The sequence below is a fragment of the Ensifer sp. WSM1721 genome, from assembly GCF_000513895.2.
In the GTDB taxonomy this organism is placed as follows: domain Bacteria; phylum Pseudomonadota; class Alphaproteobacteria; order Rhizobiales; family Rhizobiaceae; genus Sinorhizobium.
Map to the genome: position 1 here is coordinate 3,439,713 of NZ_CP165782.1, position 17,539 is coordinate 3,457,251.

Genomic DNA, 17,539 nt, shown 5'->3' on the forward strand with positions numbered 1-17,539 from the left:
CGGAACGGAGCGTCGCACAGCGCTCCGCGTGGACGTGATTCTTGCCGGGGGCCCGCGCATGGCAGATCGGAAATGTCTCGCCCTGATCGCCCATGATCAGAAGAAGGATGACCTCGCCGCCTTCGCCAAGGCGAACGAGGCGGTCCTGTCCAAGTGGAAGATCGTCGCGACGGGAACGACCGGCGGCCGCGTCCTCGACGTCTGCCCCGGGCTCGACATCACGCGGCTGAAGAGCGGTCCGCTCGGCGGCGACCAGCAGATCGGCGCGCTGATCGCGACGGGCGACGTGGACTGCCTTATCTTCTTCGTCGATCCGCTGACGCCGATGCCGCACGATGTCGACGTCAAGGCGCTGATGCGGCTCGCGATCGTCTACGACATCCCCATGGCGCTCAATCGCGCGACCGCCGAAGAGTTGATCGCCTTCAGGCGCAACTGATACACATCCTGAATATTCCAAGGCGATCAGGACGGATTTGCCATGCTCAATGCGAGTGACCCCAGCTTTCCCTTTCCGATATTGATCGGCGATATCGGCGGCACGAATGCCCGCTTCGCGTTGCTTGTCGATGTTGATGCCTTGCCGCAGCAGCTTCCGCCGATCAAGACCGGGGATTTCGCGACCATCGAGGAAGCGATGCAGAAATGCATCCTCGACAAGACCCCGGTCAGGCCGCGCTCGGCGATCCTCGCGGTGGCCGGGCCGATCAAGAGCGACGAGATCCCGCTCACCAATGCAGGCTGGGTCATCCGGCCGAAGGACATGCTGGCGAGCCTCCGGCTCGAGGACGTGCTGATCATCAATGACTTCGAGGCTCAGGCGCTCGCGATCGCCACGCCGGCCGAGGGGGACGTCGTGCAGATTGGCGGCGGCAGCGTCCGCGCGATGAGTTCCCGCGTCGTCCTCGGCCCCGGGACCGGTCTCGGTGTCGCGGGGCTTGTCTTCGCGCAAAACACCTGGATTCCGGTGCCCGGCGAGGGCGGCCATGTCGACATCGGACCGCGCACCGAACGCGATTTCCGCATATGGCCTTTCCTCGAGCCGATCGAGGGGCGCATGGCGGGCGAGCAGATCCTATGCGGCCGCGGCATCATGAATCTCTATCGCGCGGTCTGCGCCGCCAATGGCGAGGAGCCTGCTCTCGCGGATCAGGCCGAAGTGACGACGAGCGCGCTTACGGGCAGCGATGCGGCGGCAGTCGAGACCGTGTCGCTCTTCTCGACCTATCTTGGGCGCGTTGCCGGCGATATGGCTTTGATCTTCATGGCGCGTGGTGGCGTGTTCCTCTCCGGCGGCATTTCTCAGAAGATCTTGCCGGCGCTGATGAAGCCCGAATTCCGTGTCGCCTTCGAGGACAAGGCGCCGCATTCGGCGCTGATGCGGACGATTCCGAGCTTTGCCGTCATTCATCCGATGGCGGCGCTCTCCGGCCTTGCCGCCTTCGCACGTGCGCCGAGCGACTTCGGTGTTGCAATGGAGGGACGGCGCTGGAGAAGCTAAAGCGCCGCTCACCGCAAAGACTCGCCAAAGCGGCTTCAAACCACTATAGAGCCCGGCAGACGACGCCGGCATCCGGCACACGGGCTCAGGGAAGACGGGCTTATTGAACGCCAAGGATAGAAACCAGCGCGCAGTCGATTCCGAAACAATCACCGGAATCCTGCGGCGCGTCATCGCCGAAAACGGCCGCGACCACATCCGGGGCTATGCCTTCGCCATCGCATGCCTTGTCGTGGTGGCGGCAACGACGGGCTTCACCGCCTGGATCATGGAAACGGTGATCAACGAGGCCTTCGCCAACCGGCGCGCGGACATCGTGCTGGTGATCTGCGTTGCGATCTTCGCCGCCTTCGTTCTCCGGGGCCTTGCGACCTACGGGCAGGCCGTTGCGCTTTCGAAGATCGGCAACAACATAGTCGCGCGTTATCAGCGACGCCTTTATGCGCACCTGATGGCGCTCAGCGTCGGCTATTTCCATGAGCAGCGCTCCGCCCAACTTGCCGCCAAGATCAGCCAGAACGTCGGCGGTATCCGCGACGTGCTCAACATGACGGTGACGTCGATCGCCCGTGACTTCCTGACGCTGGTCGGCCTGGTCGGCGTCATGTTCAGCAAGGACTGGCTCCTGTCGCTGATCGTCTTCTTCGTGGCTCCGCCGCTGCTCCTTGGCCTGCGCTACATCTCCAAGCGTCTGCGCCTGGCGACGCGCGAGGCGGTCGAGGTCAACAGCCGCGTCCTGGGTGCGATGCAGGAGACCATCCAGGGCATCACCATCGTCAAGGCCTTTACGATGGAGGAGGAGCTGCGCCGCAAGGTCGAGGCGATCATCGAGCGCGCCGAAAACCGCGCCAACCGCATCGCCCGCCTCAGCGAGCGCACGGCGCCGATGACCGAGACCTTCGCCGGCTTCGCGATCTCGAGCGTGCTCGCCTACGCGGCTTTCCGCGCGATCTATAGCAATATCCCGCCGGGCGCCTTCTTCGCCTTCGTCACCGCGCTCCTCATGGCCTACGACCCGGCCCGGCGCCTGGCGCGCCTGCAGGTTTCGCTTGAGCGGGCCGTGGTCAATGCGCGGATGATCTACGAGATTCTCGACACGGTGCCGCATCAGCGTGACCGGCCCGACGCGACCGAACTCAAGCTCGGCGAGGCGACGGTCGAGCTGCGCGAGGTGCGCTTCGCCTACGGCAACGGCGAGGAAATCCTCAAAGGAGTCAGCTTCCGGGCGGAGGGCGGCAAGACGACGGCGCTCGTCGGTCCGTCCGGCGCCGGCAAGTCGACGATCATCAGCCTCATCCCGCGCTTCTATGATCCGCACGCGGGCGAAATCGTCATCGACGGCCAGAATATCGCCGGCGTCACCAAGCAGTCGCTGCGCAACGGCCTCGCCTATGTCTCTCAGCAGCCCTATCTTTTCGAGGGTTCGATCCGGGACAACATCCGTTATGGCCGGCCGGAGGCGACGGATGCGGAAGTCGAGGAAGCGGCGCGGCTTGCCTACGCGCATGATTTCATCCTGGCGCAGCCGGAGGGATACGACACGCCCGTCGGCGAACATGGCATCACGCTTTCGGGCGGCCAGCGCCAGCGCCTGTCGATCGCTCGTGCGCTCGTGCGCGATGCGCCCATTCTGCTTCTGGACGAGGCTACTTCGGCGCTCGACACCGAGTCGGAGGCGGCCGTGCAGAAGGCGCTCGAGCAGGCGATGAGCGGCCGCACAGTCATCGTCATCGCTCACAGGCTCTCCACCGTCGTCAACGCGGACAAGATCGTCGTCATGAAGGACGGCACCGTCGTCGAGGAGGGCACGCACGAGGAGCTTGCGCGGCGTCCGGACGGTCTCTACGCTCGCCTGCACAATCTTCAGGGCAGCGCCGACACGCCCGCCGAGGCCCAAATCCTGTAGAACAAAGGAATTCGACGATGAGCGAAACGGACATGAAGCTCGTGGTGGTCGGCGCGGCTGGCCGTATGGGCCAAACGCTGATCCGGATCGTTCATGAGATGGACGGCGTGCGTCTCCACGCCGCAATCGGGCGCCCCGGCTCGCCCGTCATCGGCCGCGACGCAGGCGAGATCGCGGGGCTTGGGCCGATCGGCGTCCCCGTCACCGACAAGCCGCTCGAAGCCTTCCTCGATGCCGAAGGCGTGCTCGATTTCACGTCGCCCGCGACCTCCGTCGAATTTGCCGCGCTCGCGGCGCAGGCGCGCATCGTCCATGTCATCGGCACGACCGGCTGCTCGGCGGAGGACGATGCGAAGATTCTCGCCGCCGCCCGCCATGCCCGCATCATCAGGTCCGGCAATATGAGCCTCGGCGTCAACCTGCTCGGCGTCCTCACGGAAAAGGCGGCGCGCGCGCTTCCGGCCGCCGGATGGGACATTGAGATCCTCGAAATGCATCACAAGCACAAGGTCGACGCGCCATCGGGCACGGCGCTGCTTCTCGGCGAGGCGGCGGCGAAGGGACGCGGCATCTCCCTCGCGCAACATTCGGTGCGCGTGCGCGACGGCCATACCGGCGCGCGGTCTCGAGGAACGATCGGCTTTGCCTCGCTGCGCGGCGGTTCGGTCGTCGGCGAGCACTCCGTCATCCTCGCCGGCGAGGGTGAGATGGTGACGCTCTCGCACAGCGCCACGGATCGCTCGATCTTCGCGCGCGGCGCGGTCGCCGCCGCCCTCTGGGGCCGCGGCCGGAAGCCGGGCTTCTATACCATGCTCGACGTTCTCGGGCTCAACTGAACATCTACATCTTCAAGAGGAAAACGAAATGAGCGGCACCCTCGTCCTTGTTCGGCACGGCCAGAGCGACTGGAACCTGAAGAACCTCTTCACCGGCTGGCGCGATCCTGACCTCACCGAGCTCGGCATCGAGGAGGCAAAGGCCGGCGGCAAGGCACTCGCCGAATACGGCATCAAATTCGACGTCGCCTTCACCTCCGCCCTTATCCGCGCACAACGCACTTGCCAGCTCGTGCTCGATGCCGTCGGCCAATCGTCGTTGGAAACGATCCGCGACCAGGCGCTGAACGAGCGCGACTACGGCGATCTTTCCGGCCTCAACAAGGACGATGCGCGTGCGAAGTGGGGCGAGGAGCAGGTGCACATCTGGCGCCGCTCCTACGACGTGCCGCCGCCCGGCGGCGAAAGCCTGCGCGATACCGGCGCCCGCGTCTGGCCCTATTATCTCACCGACATCCTGCCGCGCGTGCTCTCCGGCGAGAAGGTGCTGGTCGCCGCCCACGGCAACTCCCTGCGCTCGCTCGTCATGGTGCTCGATCGGCTGACCAAGGAACAGATCCTCAAGCTCAACCTCGCGACCGGCGTGCCGATGGTCTACAAGCTGAAGGCGGATTCGACCGTCGCCTCCAAGGAAGTGCTCGGGGATATGTCCGGCGCGCATTGAATTTGGCTTGGTTTCAATAGGAGGGCGTTTGCCCCTCTCCTCGGGTTTAACCCGAGGACTAACCCTCTCCCCGCGCGCGGGGAGGGGGGCAGAGTTAGGCGGGTGCCGCGAGTCCCTTCGCCCCGCTTGCGGCGAGAAGGTGGCCGGCAGGCCGGATGAGGGGCAATCGGCGGCAATCCGTTTAAGCCCTCACGCCTTCCCCGCCTCCCAGCCGAGGATAGCGCGTTTGCGCGTCAGCCCCCAGTGATAGCCAGTGAGGTCGCCGGTCTTGCCGAGCGCACGATGGCACGGCACGACGAAGGAGATCGGGTTGCGCCCGACCGCAGCACCAACGGCGCGTGAGGCCGTCGGCTGACCAATGTCTTCGGCAATTTTCGAATAGGTCGTCGCCTTGCCAAGCGGGACCTTCAGGAGCGTCTGCCATACCCGGACCTGGAAATCCGAACCGATCAGGAAGATCCTGAGCGGCTCCTCGGCCGACCAGCGATCCGGATTGAAAATGCGTGCCGCGTAGCGTGCCGTGGCGGCGCTGTCCTGGACATAGCTCGCGTTCGGCCAGCGGGCGACCATGTCGTCGAAGCTCGCACGCTCCTCGCCGGTATCGGCGAAGGCGAGCCCGGCGAGGCCCCGGTCGGTGATCATCACCAGCGCCGTGCCGAACGGCGAGGGGTGGAAGCCGTAGCGGATGGTGAGGCCGGCGCCGCGCGCCTTCCACTCGCCGGGCGACATCGCCTCGTGCGTGACGAAAAGGTCGTGCAGCCGCCCCGGACCGGACAGGCCGACCTCGATGCTGGTCTCGAGCAGCGGCATGTCCTCCTGGCGCAAGAGCCGCTTCGCGTGGTCGAGGGTGATCGCCTGCAGGAAAGCCTTGGGCGAAAGCCCCGCCCAACGGGTGAAGACCTTCTGAAGCTGCGTCGGCGATTGGCCGAGGCGCCGCGCGATTGTCTCGAGCGACGGCTGGTCGCGATAATCTTCGGTCAGCATTGCGATCACCCGCCGGACCGTGTCGTAGTCGCTGCCTTCGGGGGTGATGTCGGTGGGAATGGATGTAACGACGTTCATGATCATCTCCTCATGCTGCAGATAATCATGCGGGGGAGCCTATAACCACCCGTTTCTTGTCGGGCTTCGCGTTGCGCTTATCGCGATCGTGCGGTCGCCAGGGCGCGGGCGAAGGCGACGGCGAAGGTTTCGCGGTCGTCCCGGTTGAGAAAGGAGCCGATATCGGTCTGCCGCCCGCCGCCGCTGATCTTCATCGAGACGATGCCGATTTCCTGGTGGCGCTTTATGCTGAACCGCGTCCAGAAGGGATTGAAGCGGTGCTCAGTCATCCTTCCCGACGGCGCGAACTTCTTCACCGACACATCGGTGCGCGAGACGCTGACCTCCTCGCGGGCGCGCGCTGAGTGGTAGTTGAGCCAGAAGGCGCCGAGGAGCAGCACGAAATCGAGACCGAAGAAGAAGACGATCGGCCATGCGCCGATCACCAGGAAGACGAATATGTGCATGAGGCTCATGACGCCGGCGATCAGAAGGAAAACCTTGAAGCCTCTTGAACCCAGAGAGCGGTAGGGCGTCAGTTCGGCCGCAAAGATCGGCTTTTCGTTGATGCTTGTCTCGACATTGCCTTCGGTCATGACCCATGACTATAGATGCGCCATGAAAAACGTGAAACTCAAATCGCCGCCGCAACCGTCAAAACCGAAGAAGGCGACGACACGACGGAACGGCGTTCGGCAGCGCAGCGCCTATAGCGCCGCTGAAGTCGAGGAGATCTTTCGCCGCTTTTCCATCCAGCGGCCCGAACCGAAGGGTGAGCTCGAGCACGTCAATCCGTTCACGCTGCTCGTAGCCGTCGCGCTTTCGGCGCAGGCGACGGACGCCGGCGTCAACAAGGCGACGCGGCCGCTCTTTGCCGTCGCCGATACGCCGGAGAAGATGCTGGCGCTCGGTGAGGAAAAGCTGCGCGACTACATCAAGACGATCGGTCTCTATCGCAACAAGGCAAAGAACGTCATCGCCCTTTCCGAGAAACTGATCACCGATTTCGGTGGCGAGGTACCGCGCACGCACGAGGAGCTCATGACCCTGCCGGGCGTCGGGCGGAAGACCGCTAACGTCGTGCTCTCGATGGCCTTCGGTCAGTCGACGATCGCCGTCGACACGCATATCTTCCGCATCGCCAACCGCATCCGGCTCGCTCCCGGCAAGACGCCGGACGAGGTGGAGGCGCATCTCCTGCGCGTCATTCCGAAGAAATATCTCTATCACGCGCACCATTGGCTGATCCTGCACGGCCGCTATGTCTGCAAGGCGCGCCGGCCGGAATGCGAACGCTGCGTGATTGCCGACCTGTGCAAATCGCCGGAGAAGACCTGCGACATCCCGGCGCCGCTCGTCGAACTGCCGCCACAGGTCGTCCCCGTCGCCGGCTGACGGTCGTGCCTGCCGTCCTCGTGCATGTCGTCCGAAAGCATGCAGCGGTTTCGGGACAACGACATGCACAAAAACGAGGGCATAAAGCGCGTCGCGTGAATTCGATGAACGCGAGGTGCTTCACGCAGCGATCAGGCGATCGATCAGCCTGTCGATGGCGTAGGCGTAGTCGGCACGCGCGGCACCGGCTTCGATCTCGAGCGCGGCCCGGTCGAAAGCGGCTGACAGCAGGAACGCCATCGCCTTGACCGCCTTTTCCTCCAGGCGGTGCGGAGCCATGACGGCGGCCAGTCCCTCCTCGAGCGTTCTGCCGCCATGCGCGGCGTCGATTATCGCCATTTCGGTAACGCCGAGGATGGCCGGGCCGTCGAGCAGCAGCAGGCGCACCCTGCCGGGCGCCGCCATGGCGTCGAAATAGGCGGCGGCCCCAGCGAGCAGCGCCTCGCGAGGCGCGACGCCTTCAGCGGCGGAGTTCTCGATGGTCGTCGCGACTTCGCGCGCCTCCCGTTCAATGACCGCGCGAAACAGCGCCTTCTTGTCCTCGAAGTGGTGATAGAGCGCGCCACGCGTAAGCCCGGCCGCGGCAACGATTTCCGGTGTTGCCGTGTCGGCATAGCCCTTCTCGACGAAGAGTGCGCGGGCGGCATCAAGGATCGCGGCTCGGGTCGCGTCGGAGCGCTCCTGGTTCGAGCGTCTCGGTCTTCTCTGTTGCATACATACAGCCTGTATGTTATCGATGAATACATGCAGATTGTATGTTGCTGATTGACGGAGGGGAAGGATGAAATCGACGAGCTATTATCCGGTCATCATGACGGACGACGTCAGGGCCACGGCGGATTTTTACGTGAAGCATCTGCGCTTCGAGCCGCTTTTCATGAGCGACTGGTATATGCATCTTCAATCGACCGAGGACGAGCATGTGACGCTCGCCGTCCTCGACTATCGGCATGAGACCGTGCCGGAACAGCACCGGGCGCCCGTGCGCGGCGTGCTGCTGAATTTCGAGGTGGAGGATCCCGACCGGCTTTATGATGAGATGCGAAGTGCGGGGCTGCCTATCCTCAAGCCGATCTGCGACGAGGACTTCGGTCAGCGCCATTTCATCACCGCCGATCCCAACGGAGTCATGATCGACATCATCAAGCCCATTCCGCCGAGCGCCGAGTTTGCCGCGGCCTATGACGCCAAGGCGCTGCCGGCATGATCACCGGCATTTTCGCCAACCTGCATGTCCTTTGATCGGGTCGATTGCTGCGGCGACCTTTTGCGCGTCTCAAACGCGCCGCGCTGTAGTGTCTTCCAAATGGCCGGAAAACCGCTATTAACGAACACCGGTCATTTTGAAAACCCGGACGGAGTTCATGGCAAAATTCGACGTGCTGGCGATCGGCAATGCGATCGTTGATATCATTGCGCGCTGCGACGACGGTTTCCTCGAGGAAAACGGCATCATCAAGGGCGCGATGAACCTCATCAATGCCGATCGCGCGGAACTCCTCTATTCGCGGATGGGGCCCGCGGTCGAGGCGTCCGGCGGCAGCGCCGGCAATACGGCGGCCGGCGTGGCCAGCCTCGGCGGACGGGCGGCCTATTTCGGCAAGGTCGCCAGCGACCAGCTGGGCGAGATCTTTACCCACGATATCCGCGCTCAGGGCGTGCACTTCCAGACGAAGCCGCTCGACGGCCATCCGCCGACGGCACGCTCGATGATCTTCGTCACCGAGGACGGCGAGCGCTCGATGAACACCTATCTCGGCGCCTGCGTCGAGCTCGGCCCGGAGGACGTCGAGGCCGACGTCGTCGCCGGCTCCAAGGTCACCTATTTCGAAGGCTATCTATGGGACCCGCCGCGCGCCAAGGATGCGATTCGCGAGGCGGCACGCATTGCCCATGCGCACGGCCGCGAAACGGCGATGACGCTTTCCGACAGTTTCTGCGTCCACCGCTACCGCGGCGAGTTCCTCGAACTCATGCGCTCGGGCACGGTCGACATCGTCTTCGCCAACCGCCAGGAAGCCCTCGCACTCTATGAGACGGAGGACTTCGATCACGCGCTCGACATGCTCGCGAAGGACTGCAAGCTCGCCGCCGTCACGCTGAGCGAAGAAGGCTCCGTCGTCGTGCGCGGCGCCGAGCGTATCCGCGTCCGCGCGAACCCGGTCGAGCAGGTGGTCGACACCACCGGCGCCGGCGACCTCTATGCCTCCGGCTTCCTCTTCGGCTATACCACAGGCCGCTCGCTCGAGGATTGCAGCCGGCTCGGCAATCTTTCCGCCGGCATCGTGATCGGTCAGATCGGTCCGCGCCCGCTGGTCTCGCTCGCGAGCGCCGCCCGCGAGGCCGCTCTCGTCTGATGCATGGCGCCCGAAAGTGCGGTTTTGACGGAATCGAAAGCGTCTGTTCATGCTCATTATCTTGGGCGGCTTGCCGGGAACCGGGAAAACGACAATTGCTCGCGCTTTAGCCAAGCGGCTACGCGCAGTGCATGTGCGCGTCGATACGATCGAGCAAAGCATTCGGGCTTCCGGTGTCTTGGAGTCGGACGTCGGCCCAGCAGGATATGTAGCAGCTTATGGGGTGGCTGAAGACAACCTCGCTCTCGGCAACACAGTCATTGCGGATTCGGTAAATTGCCTGCAAGTAACCAGGGACGCTTGGCTGGCGGTAGCAGAGCGATCGGCAATGCCAGCCGTCGAGGTGGAGGTCATCTGCTCGGACAAGGCGGAACATCGCCGGCGGGTAGAAACCCGGGTGACCGATGTACAGGCTGTTAAAACCGACGTGGGAAGAGGTCACCGATCGAGTCTACGAAGATTGGGGGTCGCGTCCCGTCGTCATCGATACCGCGACGGCGAACGTGGACGAGCTTGTTGCCGAGCTGGTTTCGAAGCTTGAGCTTGGCCGGAAAGCAATCAAGCCATGACTTCTGGCACGCTCTGCCTCTTTTTGCGGACGCTCTGGCTACTGCATGTTTCCTTAAATCGTACCCGATTTAAGGACAAAAACATGCAGCAATTCAAAGTGCTACAGCGTCCTTTGTGCGTCTGAAAAGACGCACGGCGCTGTAGCGAGCTAACGGCCCGTCCCGGGCCCGACGCCGCCTACTTGAAGGCCTCGCCGGGATAGGCGCCCCAGATCTCGGCCTGGGCGATCCAGCCTTCGACGCCTTGCGTCTCGGCATGGCACCACTCGCCATTGCACTCGCCGATATGCAGCATGACGCCGGGCTCCATGCGCGCGACGATCGGCGCCGTGCTCTGTGGGTCGCGCCTTAAATTGACGAAGACCTCCTCGCCCTTGCCGCGCATCCAGGGGGCTGCAAGCGCGGTGCGATCGCCGGAGAGAAGCGCTTGGTTGACCCAGCCTTCGGTCCCGTCCGCGTCGCGGATCCGACGCCAGTTGTCGTATTCCTGGATGATCTCGACCGGAACGCCCGGTTTGAGATAGCGGAACGCGACCGCATAATCGAGGCTTGGGCCGATTCTCAAATTGACGCTCTTCGCCTTCAGGCTGACGAAGCGGGGAAGGGGCAGGCCGCTCGGCCCCTTGGCCGCCTGGGCATGGGCGGTGGCGGTCAGCATGGCTGTCGCGAGGAGTGCGGCTGATAGGAGTGCAGAGGCTTTGGAAATGATGTGACGCATGACGAGGCCCATTTTCCGAACGTAAGCGAGACTTTGCGCAAGCCCAGAGCGGGATGAGAAAATGTGTCTGCGGTTTCCGCCCGCATCCCGCTCCAACCTCTTGACCAGCCGCGCGGCGCCGCAAATCCTTGAACCCGGACAGCGACTTTCAATTGTCTTCCCCACCGGGTCTGGTAGAAATTGCGGCTACAGGGAGAAACTATCGCCCAACTTGGTTAAGGACCCGTCAACGAGGGCCGCTCACGGGAATGACAAGCAAGAAAAAGCCAACCGTCTACATCACCCGGAAACTCCCGGACGTCGTCGAAACCAGGATGCGGGAGCTCTTCGACGCGGAGCTCAACATCGACGACACGCCGCGCAGCCAGCCCGAGCTCGTTGCGGCGGTCAAGCGGGCGGACGTGCTCGTGCCGACCGTGACGGATCGAATCGACGCCGCGCTGATCGAGCAGGCGGGGCCGCAACTGAAACTGATTGCCGCCTTCTCGAACGGCGTCGACAACATCGATGTCGATGCGGCAGCGAGGAAAGGCATCACCGTCACCAACACGCCGAACGTGCTGACCGAAGACACGGCCGACATGACCATGGCGCTGATCCTCGCGGTGCCACGCCGGCTCGCCGAAGGTGCGCAGGTGCTGACCGACCGCAAGGGCGAATGGGCGGGCTGGTCGCCCACCTGGATGCTCGGCCGGCGCATTGCCGGCAAGCGGATCGGCATCGTCGGCATGGGGCGGATCGGCACCGCGGTCGCCCGCCGCGCCAAGGCCTTCGGCCTCTCGATCCATTATCACAACCGCCATCGCGTCAAGCCGGAGACCGAGGAGATGCTGGAGGCGACCTATTGGGACAGCCTCGACCAGATGCTCGCCCGCGTCGACATCGTCTCGGTCAATTGCCCGTCCACGCCGGCCACTTACCATCTGATTTCGGCCCGGCGGCTGGCGCTGATGCGCCCCGACAGTTACATCGTCAACACCGCGCGCGGCGATGTGATCGACGAGACCGCACTGATCAAATGCCTGCGGGAAGGCAAGATCGCCGGTGCCGGCCTCGACGTCTTCGAGAACGAGCCGGCCGTCAATCCCCGACTCATCAAGCTCGCCAACGAGGGCAAGGTGGTGCTCCTGCCGCATATGAGCTCGGCGACGCTCGAAGGTCGCATCGACATGGGCGAGAAGGTGGTGATCAACATCCGCACCTTCTTCGACGGCCATCGCCCGCCGGACAGGGTTTTGCCGGGGCGGACTTGAAGCCAAGTCCCGCGAAAACTCTTCCGCGCCGCAGACGCGGTGCCGCCGGATTCCCGCGACAAGCAGGGCGCGAAAAGCATTCGCCAACCCAATTACCTTACTGTCGTGCGCTGTGGGTCTGAAAAGACGCGCGGGGCTGTAGTCGATCATGCTGAAAAAGTTTCCGATCGAGGAAACTGTTCTTGATCTGTAGCGACAATCCTGATAGTTTCTCATTGCGGAAACTATAGAGGACGATTCATGCAGCTCCAGCCACTCGATCGAATGTTCCTGGCCCTGGCGGACCCGAACCGTCGCGGCATGGTGGAGCAGTTGAGCGACGGCCCCGCCACTGTGAAGCAACTCGCCGCGCCAGCGGGGATGAGGCTGCCCTCGGCGGTCAAGCACCTCAAGGTGCTCGAGGAGAGTGGCATCGTCATCTCTAACAAGGTGGGCCGCACGCGCACCTACAGCATTCAGGCCAACGCGCTGAGAACCATCGGCGACTGGGTCCGGAAGCGGGAAGCGGCGTGGAATGCGGCCTTCGATCGGCTTGCCGCGGCGATGCAGATTCTCGAAGAGGAACCCGAGCAGTGAAAACGTCAGAGATTGAGCACACCACCTTCGTGATCGAGCGCGAATTGCCGGGAAGTCCTCGACACGCTTTCCGTTTCTGGGCCGAGCCCAAGCTCAAGGAGCGCTGGACCGGCTGCCACCCCGATTGGACGGTGCTCGACGAGAAGTTCGATTTCCGGGCCGGCGGATCGGAGGCCAAGCGCTGGCGAACATCCGAAGGCAACGAGCAGACATTCAACGCCTTTTACCTCGACATCGCGGCAGAGCAGCGGATCATCTACGCCTATGAAATGAGCTTCAGGGGCGAGAGGATATCCGTGTCGCTCGTTACGATCGAGCTCACGCCGAGCGGTGCACAAACGCACATGAAGCTCACCGAGCAGGCCGTGTTTCTCGGGGGCGGTGGGGCGCGCCAGCAACGCGTCATGGGGACCGAGGAGGGCTTTGACAGGCTGATCAGGGCGATTGCCGAGGAGACATCCGATGCGAAATGAGCTTGAGGGTTTCCCTGAAGAGGCCAGCCCATGAGCTCCCGGCATGCGCATCTCTGAGCTGATGGAAGGCTAAAGCCGTTTCCGCATCTCGATCGAGGTAGGGCGCGTGAAGCCCGGATGGGCGGAGCGGCTCGTCTCGACGAAGCCCCATGCGGCGAAGGTGGCGTGGTTCTCGGTTAGTTCGATGCGTGTCTGCAGCCTCAGCGCAGGTAAAGCGAGGGTCTTCGCCGTCTCTTCCGCCACGGAGAGCAACATGCGTCCGACGCCCCTTCCCTGCGCTTTGGGAGCGACGGCGAGCTTGCCGATGTAGAGGCAGTCCGGCTCCGGCTTGCAGAAGACGCAGCCGAGAAGCCCGCGACGGGCGGTGATTGCAAAGGCGATCTCGTCTAGGGCCTTCTGTCGTAGCGATGCCACCGTCAACGCGTGGGCGGAGGAGGGCGGATCGATTCGCCCGCCCATATAGGCGAAGGACGAAAGGATCAGCGACAACAGGTCTTCGTAGCGATCGAAGCTTCCGTCGAGGCGAATCGTTTCCATCCTGCCCTCAAGCCCTGCCGCGCCGGTAACGGATCGTGTTGAACTGGGCGGCAAGCGCGTCGTAGAGCAACAGGCGGCCAACGAGCGGCTCGCCGATGCCGGTGATGAGTTTGATCGCCTCCATCGCCTGCAGCGTGCCGATGACGCCGGTGAGCGCGCCGATGATGCCCGCTTCGGCGCAGGTCGGAACCGCGCCGGGCGGGGGCGGCGAGGGAAAGAGATCGCGATAGGAGGGATTGGGATGTCCGTCCGCATCGGTCTCGTAGGGCTTCAACACGGTGAGCGAGCCGTCGAAACGGCCGACGGCGCCGGTGACCAGCGGAACCGCCATCGTCTCCGCCGTGTCGGCGGCGAGATAGCGTGTATCGAAATTGTCGGAGCCGTCGACGACGAGATCGTATGCCTTGAAGATCGCCTCGGCGTTTTCCGGACCGAGCCGGAGTGCGTGCGCAACGACCTTCACATGTGGATTGAGGGCGTCGATGGCGCTGGCGGCGCTCTCCACCTTCGGCCGACCGATATCCCCGGTGGCGTGGATGACCTGGCGCTGCAGGTTCGACAGCGACACGACATCGTCATCGGCGATGCCGAGCGTGCCGACGCCGGCTGCGGCGAGATATTGTAGCGCCGGAGCGCCGAGGCCGCCCGCGCCGATGACGAGCACACGCGCCGCCTTCAGTTTCTGCTGCCCGGGTCCGCCGATTTCCGGCAGCACGATGTGGCGCGCATAGCGCGCGATCTCCGAAGGATCGAGTGTTGCAGCGGTCGTCATGAGCGTCTCCGTCTATTCTGAAGTCCGCGACGCGGCCGAGGCCGCGGGCAGGATGTCACCCCGAAACGCGGCCGTTTGCAACGGTTAGATAGCGCCCGCGCTCGCCGAGCGCGTCGAACATCGCCCGATCGGTGCCCGTCATCAAGGCCTGGCCGCCGAGCGCGTCGACGAGATCGAAGAGCGCGGCGCGCCGTCCCTGGTCGAGATGGGCGGCGATTTCGTCGAGCAGCAACACCGGCGCATGGCCGGTCATGTCGCCGACGAGCCGCGCATGGGCGAGCACGAGGCCGATAAGCAGCGCTTTCTGTTCGCCTGTCGAGCAGCGCTCGGCCTCCATGTCCTTTTCCCGGTGGCGGATCAGGAGGTCGCTGCGGTGCGGCCCGTCGAGCGTGCGGCCCGCGGCCGCGTCGCGGGTGCGGCCTTCGGCGAGCATGGCGATGTACCGTTCTTCGAGGTCATACGCAGGCAAACCTTGGCAGTCGTCGAGGAAGCCGGCGAGCGCCAGGTTGGCGGAGGGAAAGGTTGCGTCGCTTTGGCTGCGCTCGACGAGTGCCGTGAGCAGGCCGAGCATTTCCTGGCGGGCGAGCGCCATCGAAACACCGAGACCCGCCATCTCGCGTTCGAGCGCCGAGAGCCAAGCGGAATCGGGCCGAAACTCCGCAAGGAGCCGGTTGCGGCTGCGCATGGCGCGGTCGAACTCGCTGGCGCGCCTTCCATGCTCGGGATCGAGCGAGAGCACCAGGCGGTCGAGGAAGCGCCGGCGATCAACGGACGGACCGGTGAAGAGGCCGTCCATCGCCGGCGTCAGCCAGAGCACCCTCAAGTGGTCGGTCAACTCGTCGACGGTGCGGGCCGGCGTGCCGTTGAGCCTGAGCCGGCGCGATTGGCCTTCCTCCGTGCCTTGGGTTCCCGTGCCGATCTCCACCGGGCCTTCCATGCCGTCGACCACGGCAAAGACGGAAAAGCCATCCGGAGCGCCGACGCGGGCGACATCCGCATAGGCAGCACGCCGCAAACCCCGGCCGGGCGAGAGGAGGGAGACCGCCTCCATCAGATTGGTCTTGCCCGCCCCGTTTTCGCCGGTCAGCACCACATGGCGCTGATCGAGATCGAGCGAAAGCGCCGCGTAGTTGCGGAAGTCGGTGAGTTTCAGGCGGGTGAGAAAGACCTTGTGGGGCATCGCATGTCCGAATTCGACGTTGCTGTCAGGTAGGACGAAAGCAGGGGCAAGGCAAGGCGAAAGGGCGCCCTGATGGCCCCTCACCCGCCTGACACGACGGCGTGGCGCCGTTGGCATCACCGGCGACCCGGAGTATATTTTTCGTCCTCTGGTAGATCGCGTTCGAGCGAGAGAAACGGGATATCCATCGTGCTCGGGAGGAGACGATGACGGACGTCAAATGGACGATCAAGGGTCGCGAGTTCATTCATTGCAACTGTGCCTATGGCTGCCCCTGCCAATTCAACGCATTGCCGACGCAAGGGCATTGCCGCGCGATCGGGGTCTTTGAGATCGAGGAGGGGCATCATGGCGACACCCGCCTCGACGGTTTGCGGTGCGCCCTGATCGTAGCCTGGCCCGGCGCCATTCATGAGGGCAGGGGAGCGGTCGTGCCGATCATCGACGAGCGGGCCTCGAACGACCAGCGCGGGGCGCTCTTGCGCATCATGAGCGGTGAGGACACCGAGCCGGGCGCATCGTTCTTCCAGGTGTTTGCGACGACTTTCGAAACCTTCCACGAACCGGTCTTCGCGCCGATCGACTTCGAGATTGATATCGCAGGACGCAGCGCCCGCGTGAATATCCCGGGATGGATCGACGCCCGCGGAGAGCCGATCCTCAATCCGGTGACCGGAGCGGAGCACCGCGCCCGCATCAATCTGCCGCGAGGGTTCGAATACGACCAGTGCGAGGTGGGGCGCGGTTGGGCCGATACGACCGGACCGATCAGTCTGTCGCTGTCGGATTCGCACGCCCATTTCGCGAGGCTCCACATGACCGAAAGCGGCGTGGTCCACTGACGCCATGGCGGACACCGCGCTCGAAATCTTGCTGCGACGGGACCGGGCGATCGTCGCGGCATCGATCGCCATCCTCACGGCGATCGCCTGGGCCTATATTGTCTGGCTGGCTGCGACCATGAACATGGAGGGCATGGCCATGTCCGATCCCGAGATGGGTGCCGGCATGGACATGGACCCGGCCATGAACATGGAGAGCATGGAGATGGAGAGCGGCAGTGGTGCCGCTCCGCTCGGCGCCTTGCTCGGCCTCTCGCCGCATCCCTGGAGTGCCGTCGAGGCTGGCGTCACCGTGGCCATGTGGGTGGTGATGATGGTCGGCATGATGTTGCCTTCGGCAACGCCGATGATCCTGCTCTATGCCCGCGTCGGCCGGCAAAGCCGGAAAGAGGGCAAGCCCTTCGCCGCGACCGGCTTCTTTGCCGGCGGCTATCTCCTTGCCTGGGCCGCCTTTGCGCTCGCCGCGACGCTCGGCCAATGGCTCCTGGAGGGCACGCTGTTGACGCCGGCGCTGGCAAGCGCCAGCCGCGTCTTCAGCGGCATCGTTCTGGTGACCACCGGGTTCTATCAATGGACGCCGCTCAAGGACGCCTGCCTGAGGCAATGCCAGACGCCCTTCGTCTTCCTGCAGACCCATGGCGGCTTTCGCCGCGATCCTGCGGGCGCCGTCGGGCTTGGCTCGCGCCACGGGCTCTATTGCATCGGCTGCTGCTGGGCGCTGATGGCGCTTCTCTTCGTCGGCGGTATCATGAACGTGCTGTGGATCGCGGCGATCGCCATATTCGTGCTCGCGGAGAAAGTGCTTCCCACGGGCCGCATTCTCTCCCGCACTGCGGGTGTGATGCTCATTGTTTTAGGCATTTGGCAATTGGCTGCGGCGACGGCCTGAGCATCTGTCGGAGACTTCCTGAAATACAAA

Annotated in this window: 20 protein-coding genes and 1 pseudogene; 14 read left to right on the top strand and 7 right to left on the bottom strand. The window is 64.1% G+C overall.

Annotated elements, in window-relative coordinates; translation table 11 throughout:
* Nucleotides 1-58: 58 nt before the first annotated feature.
* From M728_RS16515 to M728_RS16535, 5 genes are all read left to right on the top strand, one after another.
* Nucleotides 59-439 carry a methylglyoxal synthase gene (locus M728_RS16515; protein WP_026622331.1) on the top strand — a complete coding sequence of 127 codons (381 nt, stop codon included), beginning with the start codon at nucleotides 59-61 and terminating at the stop codon, nucleotides 437-439.
* Between the two features lie 42 nt (nucleotides 440-481).
* Nucleotides 482-1,501, top strand: coding sequence for a glucokinase (locus M728_RS16520; RefSeq protein WP_026622332.1), 1,020 nt, complete (start codon nucleotides 482-484; stop codon nucleotides 1,499-1,501).
* Nucleotides 1,502-1,604: 103 nt separating this feature from the next.
* Nucleotides 1,605-3,407, top strand: coding sequence for an ABC transporter ATP-binding protein (locus M728_RS16525; protein WP_026622333.1), 1,803 nt, complete (start codon nucleotides 1,605-1,607; stop codon nucleotides 3,405-3,407).
* A gap of 17 nt (nucleotides 3,408-3,424) precedes the next feature.
* Entirely contained in the window at nucleotides 3,425-4,243 is an 819-nt protein-coding gene (dapB, locus tag M728_RS16530; protein WP_026622334.1) for a 4-hydroxy-tetrahydrodipicolinate reductase, read from the top strand.
* Between the two features lie 28 nt (nucleotides 4,244-4,271).
* Nucleotides 4,272-4,907 carry a 2,3-bisphosphoglycerate-dependent phosphoglycerate mutase gene (locus M728_RS16535; protein WP_026622335.1) on the top strand — a complete coding sequence of 212 codons (636 nt, stop codon included), beginning with the start codon at nucleotides 4,272-4,274 and terminating at the stop codon, nucleotides 4,905-4,907.
* 189 nt (nucleotides 4,908-5,096) lie between these two features.
* Here M728_RS16535 and M728_RS16540 read toward each other — a convergent pair whose 3' ends face one another.
* Together M728_RS16540 and M728_RS16545 are read right to left on the bottom strand one after the other, a co-directional pair.
* Entirely contained in the window at nucleotides 5,097-5,969 is an 873-nt protein-coding gene (locus M728_RS16540; protein ID WP_026622336.1) for a bifunctional helix-turn-helix domain-containing protein/methylated-DNA--[protein]-cysteine S-methyltransferase, read from the bottom strand.
* Between the two features lie 77 nt (nucleotides 5,970-6,046).
* A complete protein-coding gene (locus M728_RS16545; protein ID WP_026622337.1) occupies nucleotides 6,047-6,544 on the bottom strand; it encodes a DUF2244 domain-containing protein in 498 nt (165 codons plus the stop codon).
* Nucleotides 6,545-6,566: 22 nt separating this feature from the next.
* On the opposite strand from M728_RS16545, the gene nth reads away from it, so the two are divergent.
* On the top strand, nucleotides 6,567-7,343 hold the full coding sequence (gene nth / locus M728_RS16550; RefSeq protein ID WP_026622338.1) for an endonuclease III: 777 nt from the start codon (nucleotides 6,567-6,569) through the stop codon (nucleotides 7,341-7,343).
* Nucleotides 7,344-7,463: 120 nt separating this feature from the next.
* Here the strand turns inward: nth and M728_RS16555 are convergent, their stop codons facing one another.
* Nucleotides 7,464-8,057, bottom strand: coding sequence for a TetR/AcrR family transcriptional regulator (locus M728_RS16555; RefSeq protein ID WP_026622339.1), 594 nt, complete (start codon nucleotides 8,055-8,057; stop codon nucleotides 7,464-7,466).
* A 67-nt stretch (nucleotides 8,058-8,124) separates the two neighbouring features.
* On the opposite strand from M728_RS16555, the gene M728_RS16560 reads away from it, so the two are divergent.
* The 3 genes and pseudogenes from M728_RS16560 (at nucleotide 8,125) to M728_RS16570 (ending at nucleotide 10,269) form a co-directional block, all read left to right on the top strand.
* Entirely contained in the window at nucleotides 8,125-8,550 is a 426-nt protein-coding gene (locus M728_RS16560; protein ID WP_026622340.1) for a VOC family protein, read from the top strand.
* A 157-nt stretch (nucleotides 8,551-8,707) separates the two neighbouring features.
* Entirely contained in the window at nucleotides 8,708-9,700 is a 993-nt protein-coding gene (locus tag M728_RS16565; protein ID WP_026622341.1) for an adenosine kinase, read from the top strand.
* 49 nt (nucleotides 9,701-9,749) lie between these two features.
* Nucleotides 9,750-10,269 (top strand): annotated as a pseudogene (locus M728_RS16570) (AAA family ATPase).
* A 178-nt stretch (nucleotides 10,270-10,447) separates the two neighbouring features.
* Here the strand turns inward: M728_RS16570 and M728_RS16575 are convergent.
* Entirely contained in the window at nucleotides 10,448-10,987 is a 540-nt protein-coding gene (locus tag M728_RS16575; RefSeq protein WP_026622342.1) for an SH3 domain-containing protein, read from the bottom strand.
* Nucleotides 10,988-11,235: 248 nt separating this feature from the next.
* On the opposite strand from M728_RS16575, the gene M728_RS16580 reads away from it, so the two are divergent.
* The 3 genes from M728_RS16580 (at nucleotide 11,236) to M728_RS16590 (ending at nucleotide 13,289) form a co-directional block, all read left to right on the top strand.
* Nucleotides 11,236-12,240, top strand: coding sequence for a D-glycerate dehydrogenase (locus M728_RS16580; protein WP_026622343.1), 1,005 nt, complete (start codon nucleotides 11,236-11,238; stop codon nucleotides 12,238-12,240).
* A 240-nt stretch (nucleotides 12,241-12,480) separates the two neighbouring features.
* On the top strand, nucleotides 12,481-12,816 hold the full coding sequence (locus M728_RS16585; protein ID WP_026622344.1) for a helix-turn-helix transcriptional regulator: 336 nt from the start codon (nucleotides 12,481-12,483) through the stop codon (nucleotides 12,814-12,816).
* Complete coding sequence (locus M728_RS16590; protein ID WP_026622345.1) at nucleotides 12,813-13,289, top strand: SRPBCC family protein; 477 nt, start codon at nucleotides 12,813-12,815, stop codon at nucleotides 13,287-13,289. The genes M728_RS16585 and M728_RS16590 overlap by 4 nt, the downstream gene beginning before the upstream one ends.
* A 69-nt stretch (nucleotides 13,290-13,358) precedes the next feature.
* On the opposite strand, the gene M728_RS16595 is transcribed toward M728_RS16590, so the two are convergent.
* Genes M728_RS16595 through recF form a run of 3 tightly spaced genes read right to left on the bottom strand, consistent with a single transcriptional unit; the run spans nucleotide 13,359 to nucleotide 15,778 of the window.
* Nucleotides 13,359-13,826 carry a GNAT family N-acetyltransferase gene (locus M728_RS16595; RefSeq protein ID WP_026622346.1) on the bottom strand — a complete coding sequence of 156 codons (468 nt, stop codon included), beginning with the start codon at nucleotides 13,824-13,826 and terminating at the stop codon, nucleotides 13,359-13,361.
* Nucleotides 13,827-13,833: 7 nt separating this feature from the next.
* Nucleotides 13,834-14,598: a molybdopterin-synthase adenylyltransferase MoeB gene (locus M728_RS16600; protein WP_026622347.1), complete on the bottom strand. Its 765-nt coding sequence runs from the start codon at nucleotides 14,596-14,598 to the stop codon at nucleotides 13,834-13,836.
* Between the two features lie 55 nt (nucleotides 14,599-14,653).
* A complete protein-coding gene (gene recF / locus M728_RS16605) occupies nucleotides 14,654-15,778 on the bottom strand; it encodes a DNA replication/repair protein RecF (RefSeq protein ID WP_026622348.1) in 1,125 nt (374 codons plus the stop codon).
* 206 nt (nucleotides 15,779-15,984) lie between these two features.
* Here recF and M728_RS16610 point away from each other — a divergent pair, with 206 nt between their 5' ends.
* Together M728_RS16610 and M728_RS16615 are read left to right on the top strand one after the other, a co-directional pair.
* Nucleotides 15,985-16,620 (top strand): DUF1326 domain-containing protein, encoded by a 636-nt coding sequence (locus M728_RS16610; protein WP_026622349.1) that lies wholly within the window; start codon nucleotides 15,985-15,987, stop codon nucleotides 16,618-16,620.
* A gap of 4 nt (nucleotides 16,621-16,624) precedes the next feature.
* On the top strand, nucleotides 16,625-17,509 hold the full coding sequence (locus M728_RS16615; RefSeq protein ID WP_026622350.1) for a DUF2182 domain-containing protein: 885 nt from the start codon (nucleotides 16,625-16,627) through the stop codon (nucleotides 17,507-17,509).
* Nucleotides 17,510-17,539: the final 30 nt, after the last annotated feature.

Coding starts and splice junctions, on each gene's coding strand:
- M728_RS16515 (WP_026622331.1), top strand. CDS start 59: ATGGCAGATCGGAAATGTCTCGCCCTGATCGCCCATGATCAGAAGAAG.
- M728_RS16520 (WP_026622332.1), top strand. CDS start 482: ATGCTCAATGCGAGTGACCCCAGCTTTCCCTTTCCGATATTGATCGGC.
- dapB (WP_026622334.1), top strand. CDS start 3,425: ATGAGCGAAACGGACATGAAGCTCGTGGTGGTCGGCGCGGCTGGCCGT.
- M728_RS16535 (WP_026622335.1), top strand. CDS start 4,272: ATGAGCGGCACCCTCGTCCTTGTTCGGCACGGCCAGAGCGACTGGAAC.
- M728_RS16540 (WP_026622336.1), bottom strand. CDS start 5,969: ATGAACGTCGTTACATCCATTCCCACCGACATCACCCCCGAAGGCAGC.
- M728_RS16545 (WP_026622337.1), bottom strand. CDS start 6,544: ATGACCGAAGGCAATGTCGAGACAAGCATCAACGAAAAGCCGATCTTT.
- nth (WP_026622338.1), top strand. CDS start 6,567: ATGAAAAACGTGAAACTCAAATCGCCGCCGCAACCGTCAAAACCGAAG.
- M728_RS16555 (WP_026622339.1), bottom strand. CDS start 8,057: ATGCAACAGAGAAGACCGAGACGCTCGAACCAGGAGCGCTCCGACGCG.
- M728_RS16560 (WP_026622340.1), top strand. CDS start 8,125: ATGAAATCGACGAGCTATTATCCGGTCATCATGACGGACGACGTCAGG.
- M728_RS16565 (WP_026622341.1), top strand. CDS start 8,708: ATGGCAAAATTCGACGTGCTGGCGATCGGCAATGCGATCGTTGATATC.
- M728_RS16575 (WP_026622342.1), bottom strand. CDS start 10,987: ATGCGTCACATCATTTCCAAAGCCTCTGCACTCCTATCAGCCGCACTC.
- M728_RS16580 (WP_026622343.1), top strand. CDS start 11,236: ATGACAAGCAAGAAAAAGCCAACCGTCTACATCACCCGGAAACTCCCG.
- M728_RS16585 (WP_026622344.1), top strand. CDS start 12,481: ATGCAGCTCCAGCCACTCGATCGAATGTTCCTGGCCCTGGCGGACCCG.
- M728_RS16595 (WP_026622346.1), bottom strand. CDS start 13,826: ATGGAAACGATTCGCCTCGACGGAAGCTTCGATCGCTACGAAGACCTG.
- M728_RS16600 (WP_026622347.1), bottom strand. CDS start 14,598: ATGACGACCGCTGCAACACTCGATCCTTCGGAGATCGCGCGCTATGCG.
- recF (WP_026622348.1), bottom strand. CDS start 15,778: ATGCCCCACAAGGTCTTTCTCACCCGCCTGAAACTCACCGACTTCCGC.
- M728_RS16610 (WP_026622349.1), top strand. CDS start 15,985: ATGACGGACGTCAAATGGACGATCAAGGGTCGCGAGTTCATTCATTGC.
- M728_RS16615 (WP_026622350.1), top strand. CDS start 16,625: ATGGCGGACACCGCGCTCGAAATCTTGCTGCGACGGGACCGGGCGATC.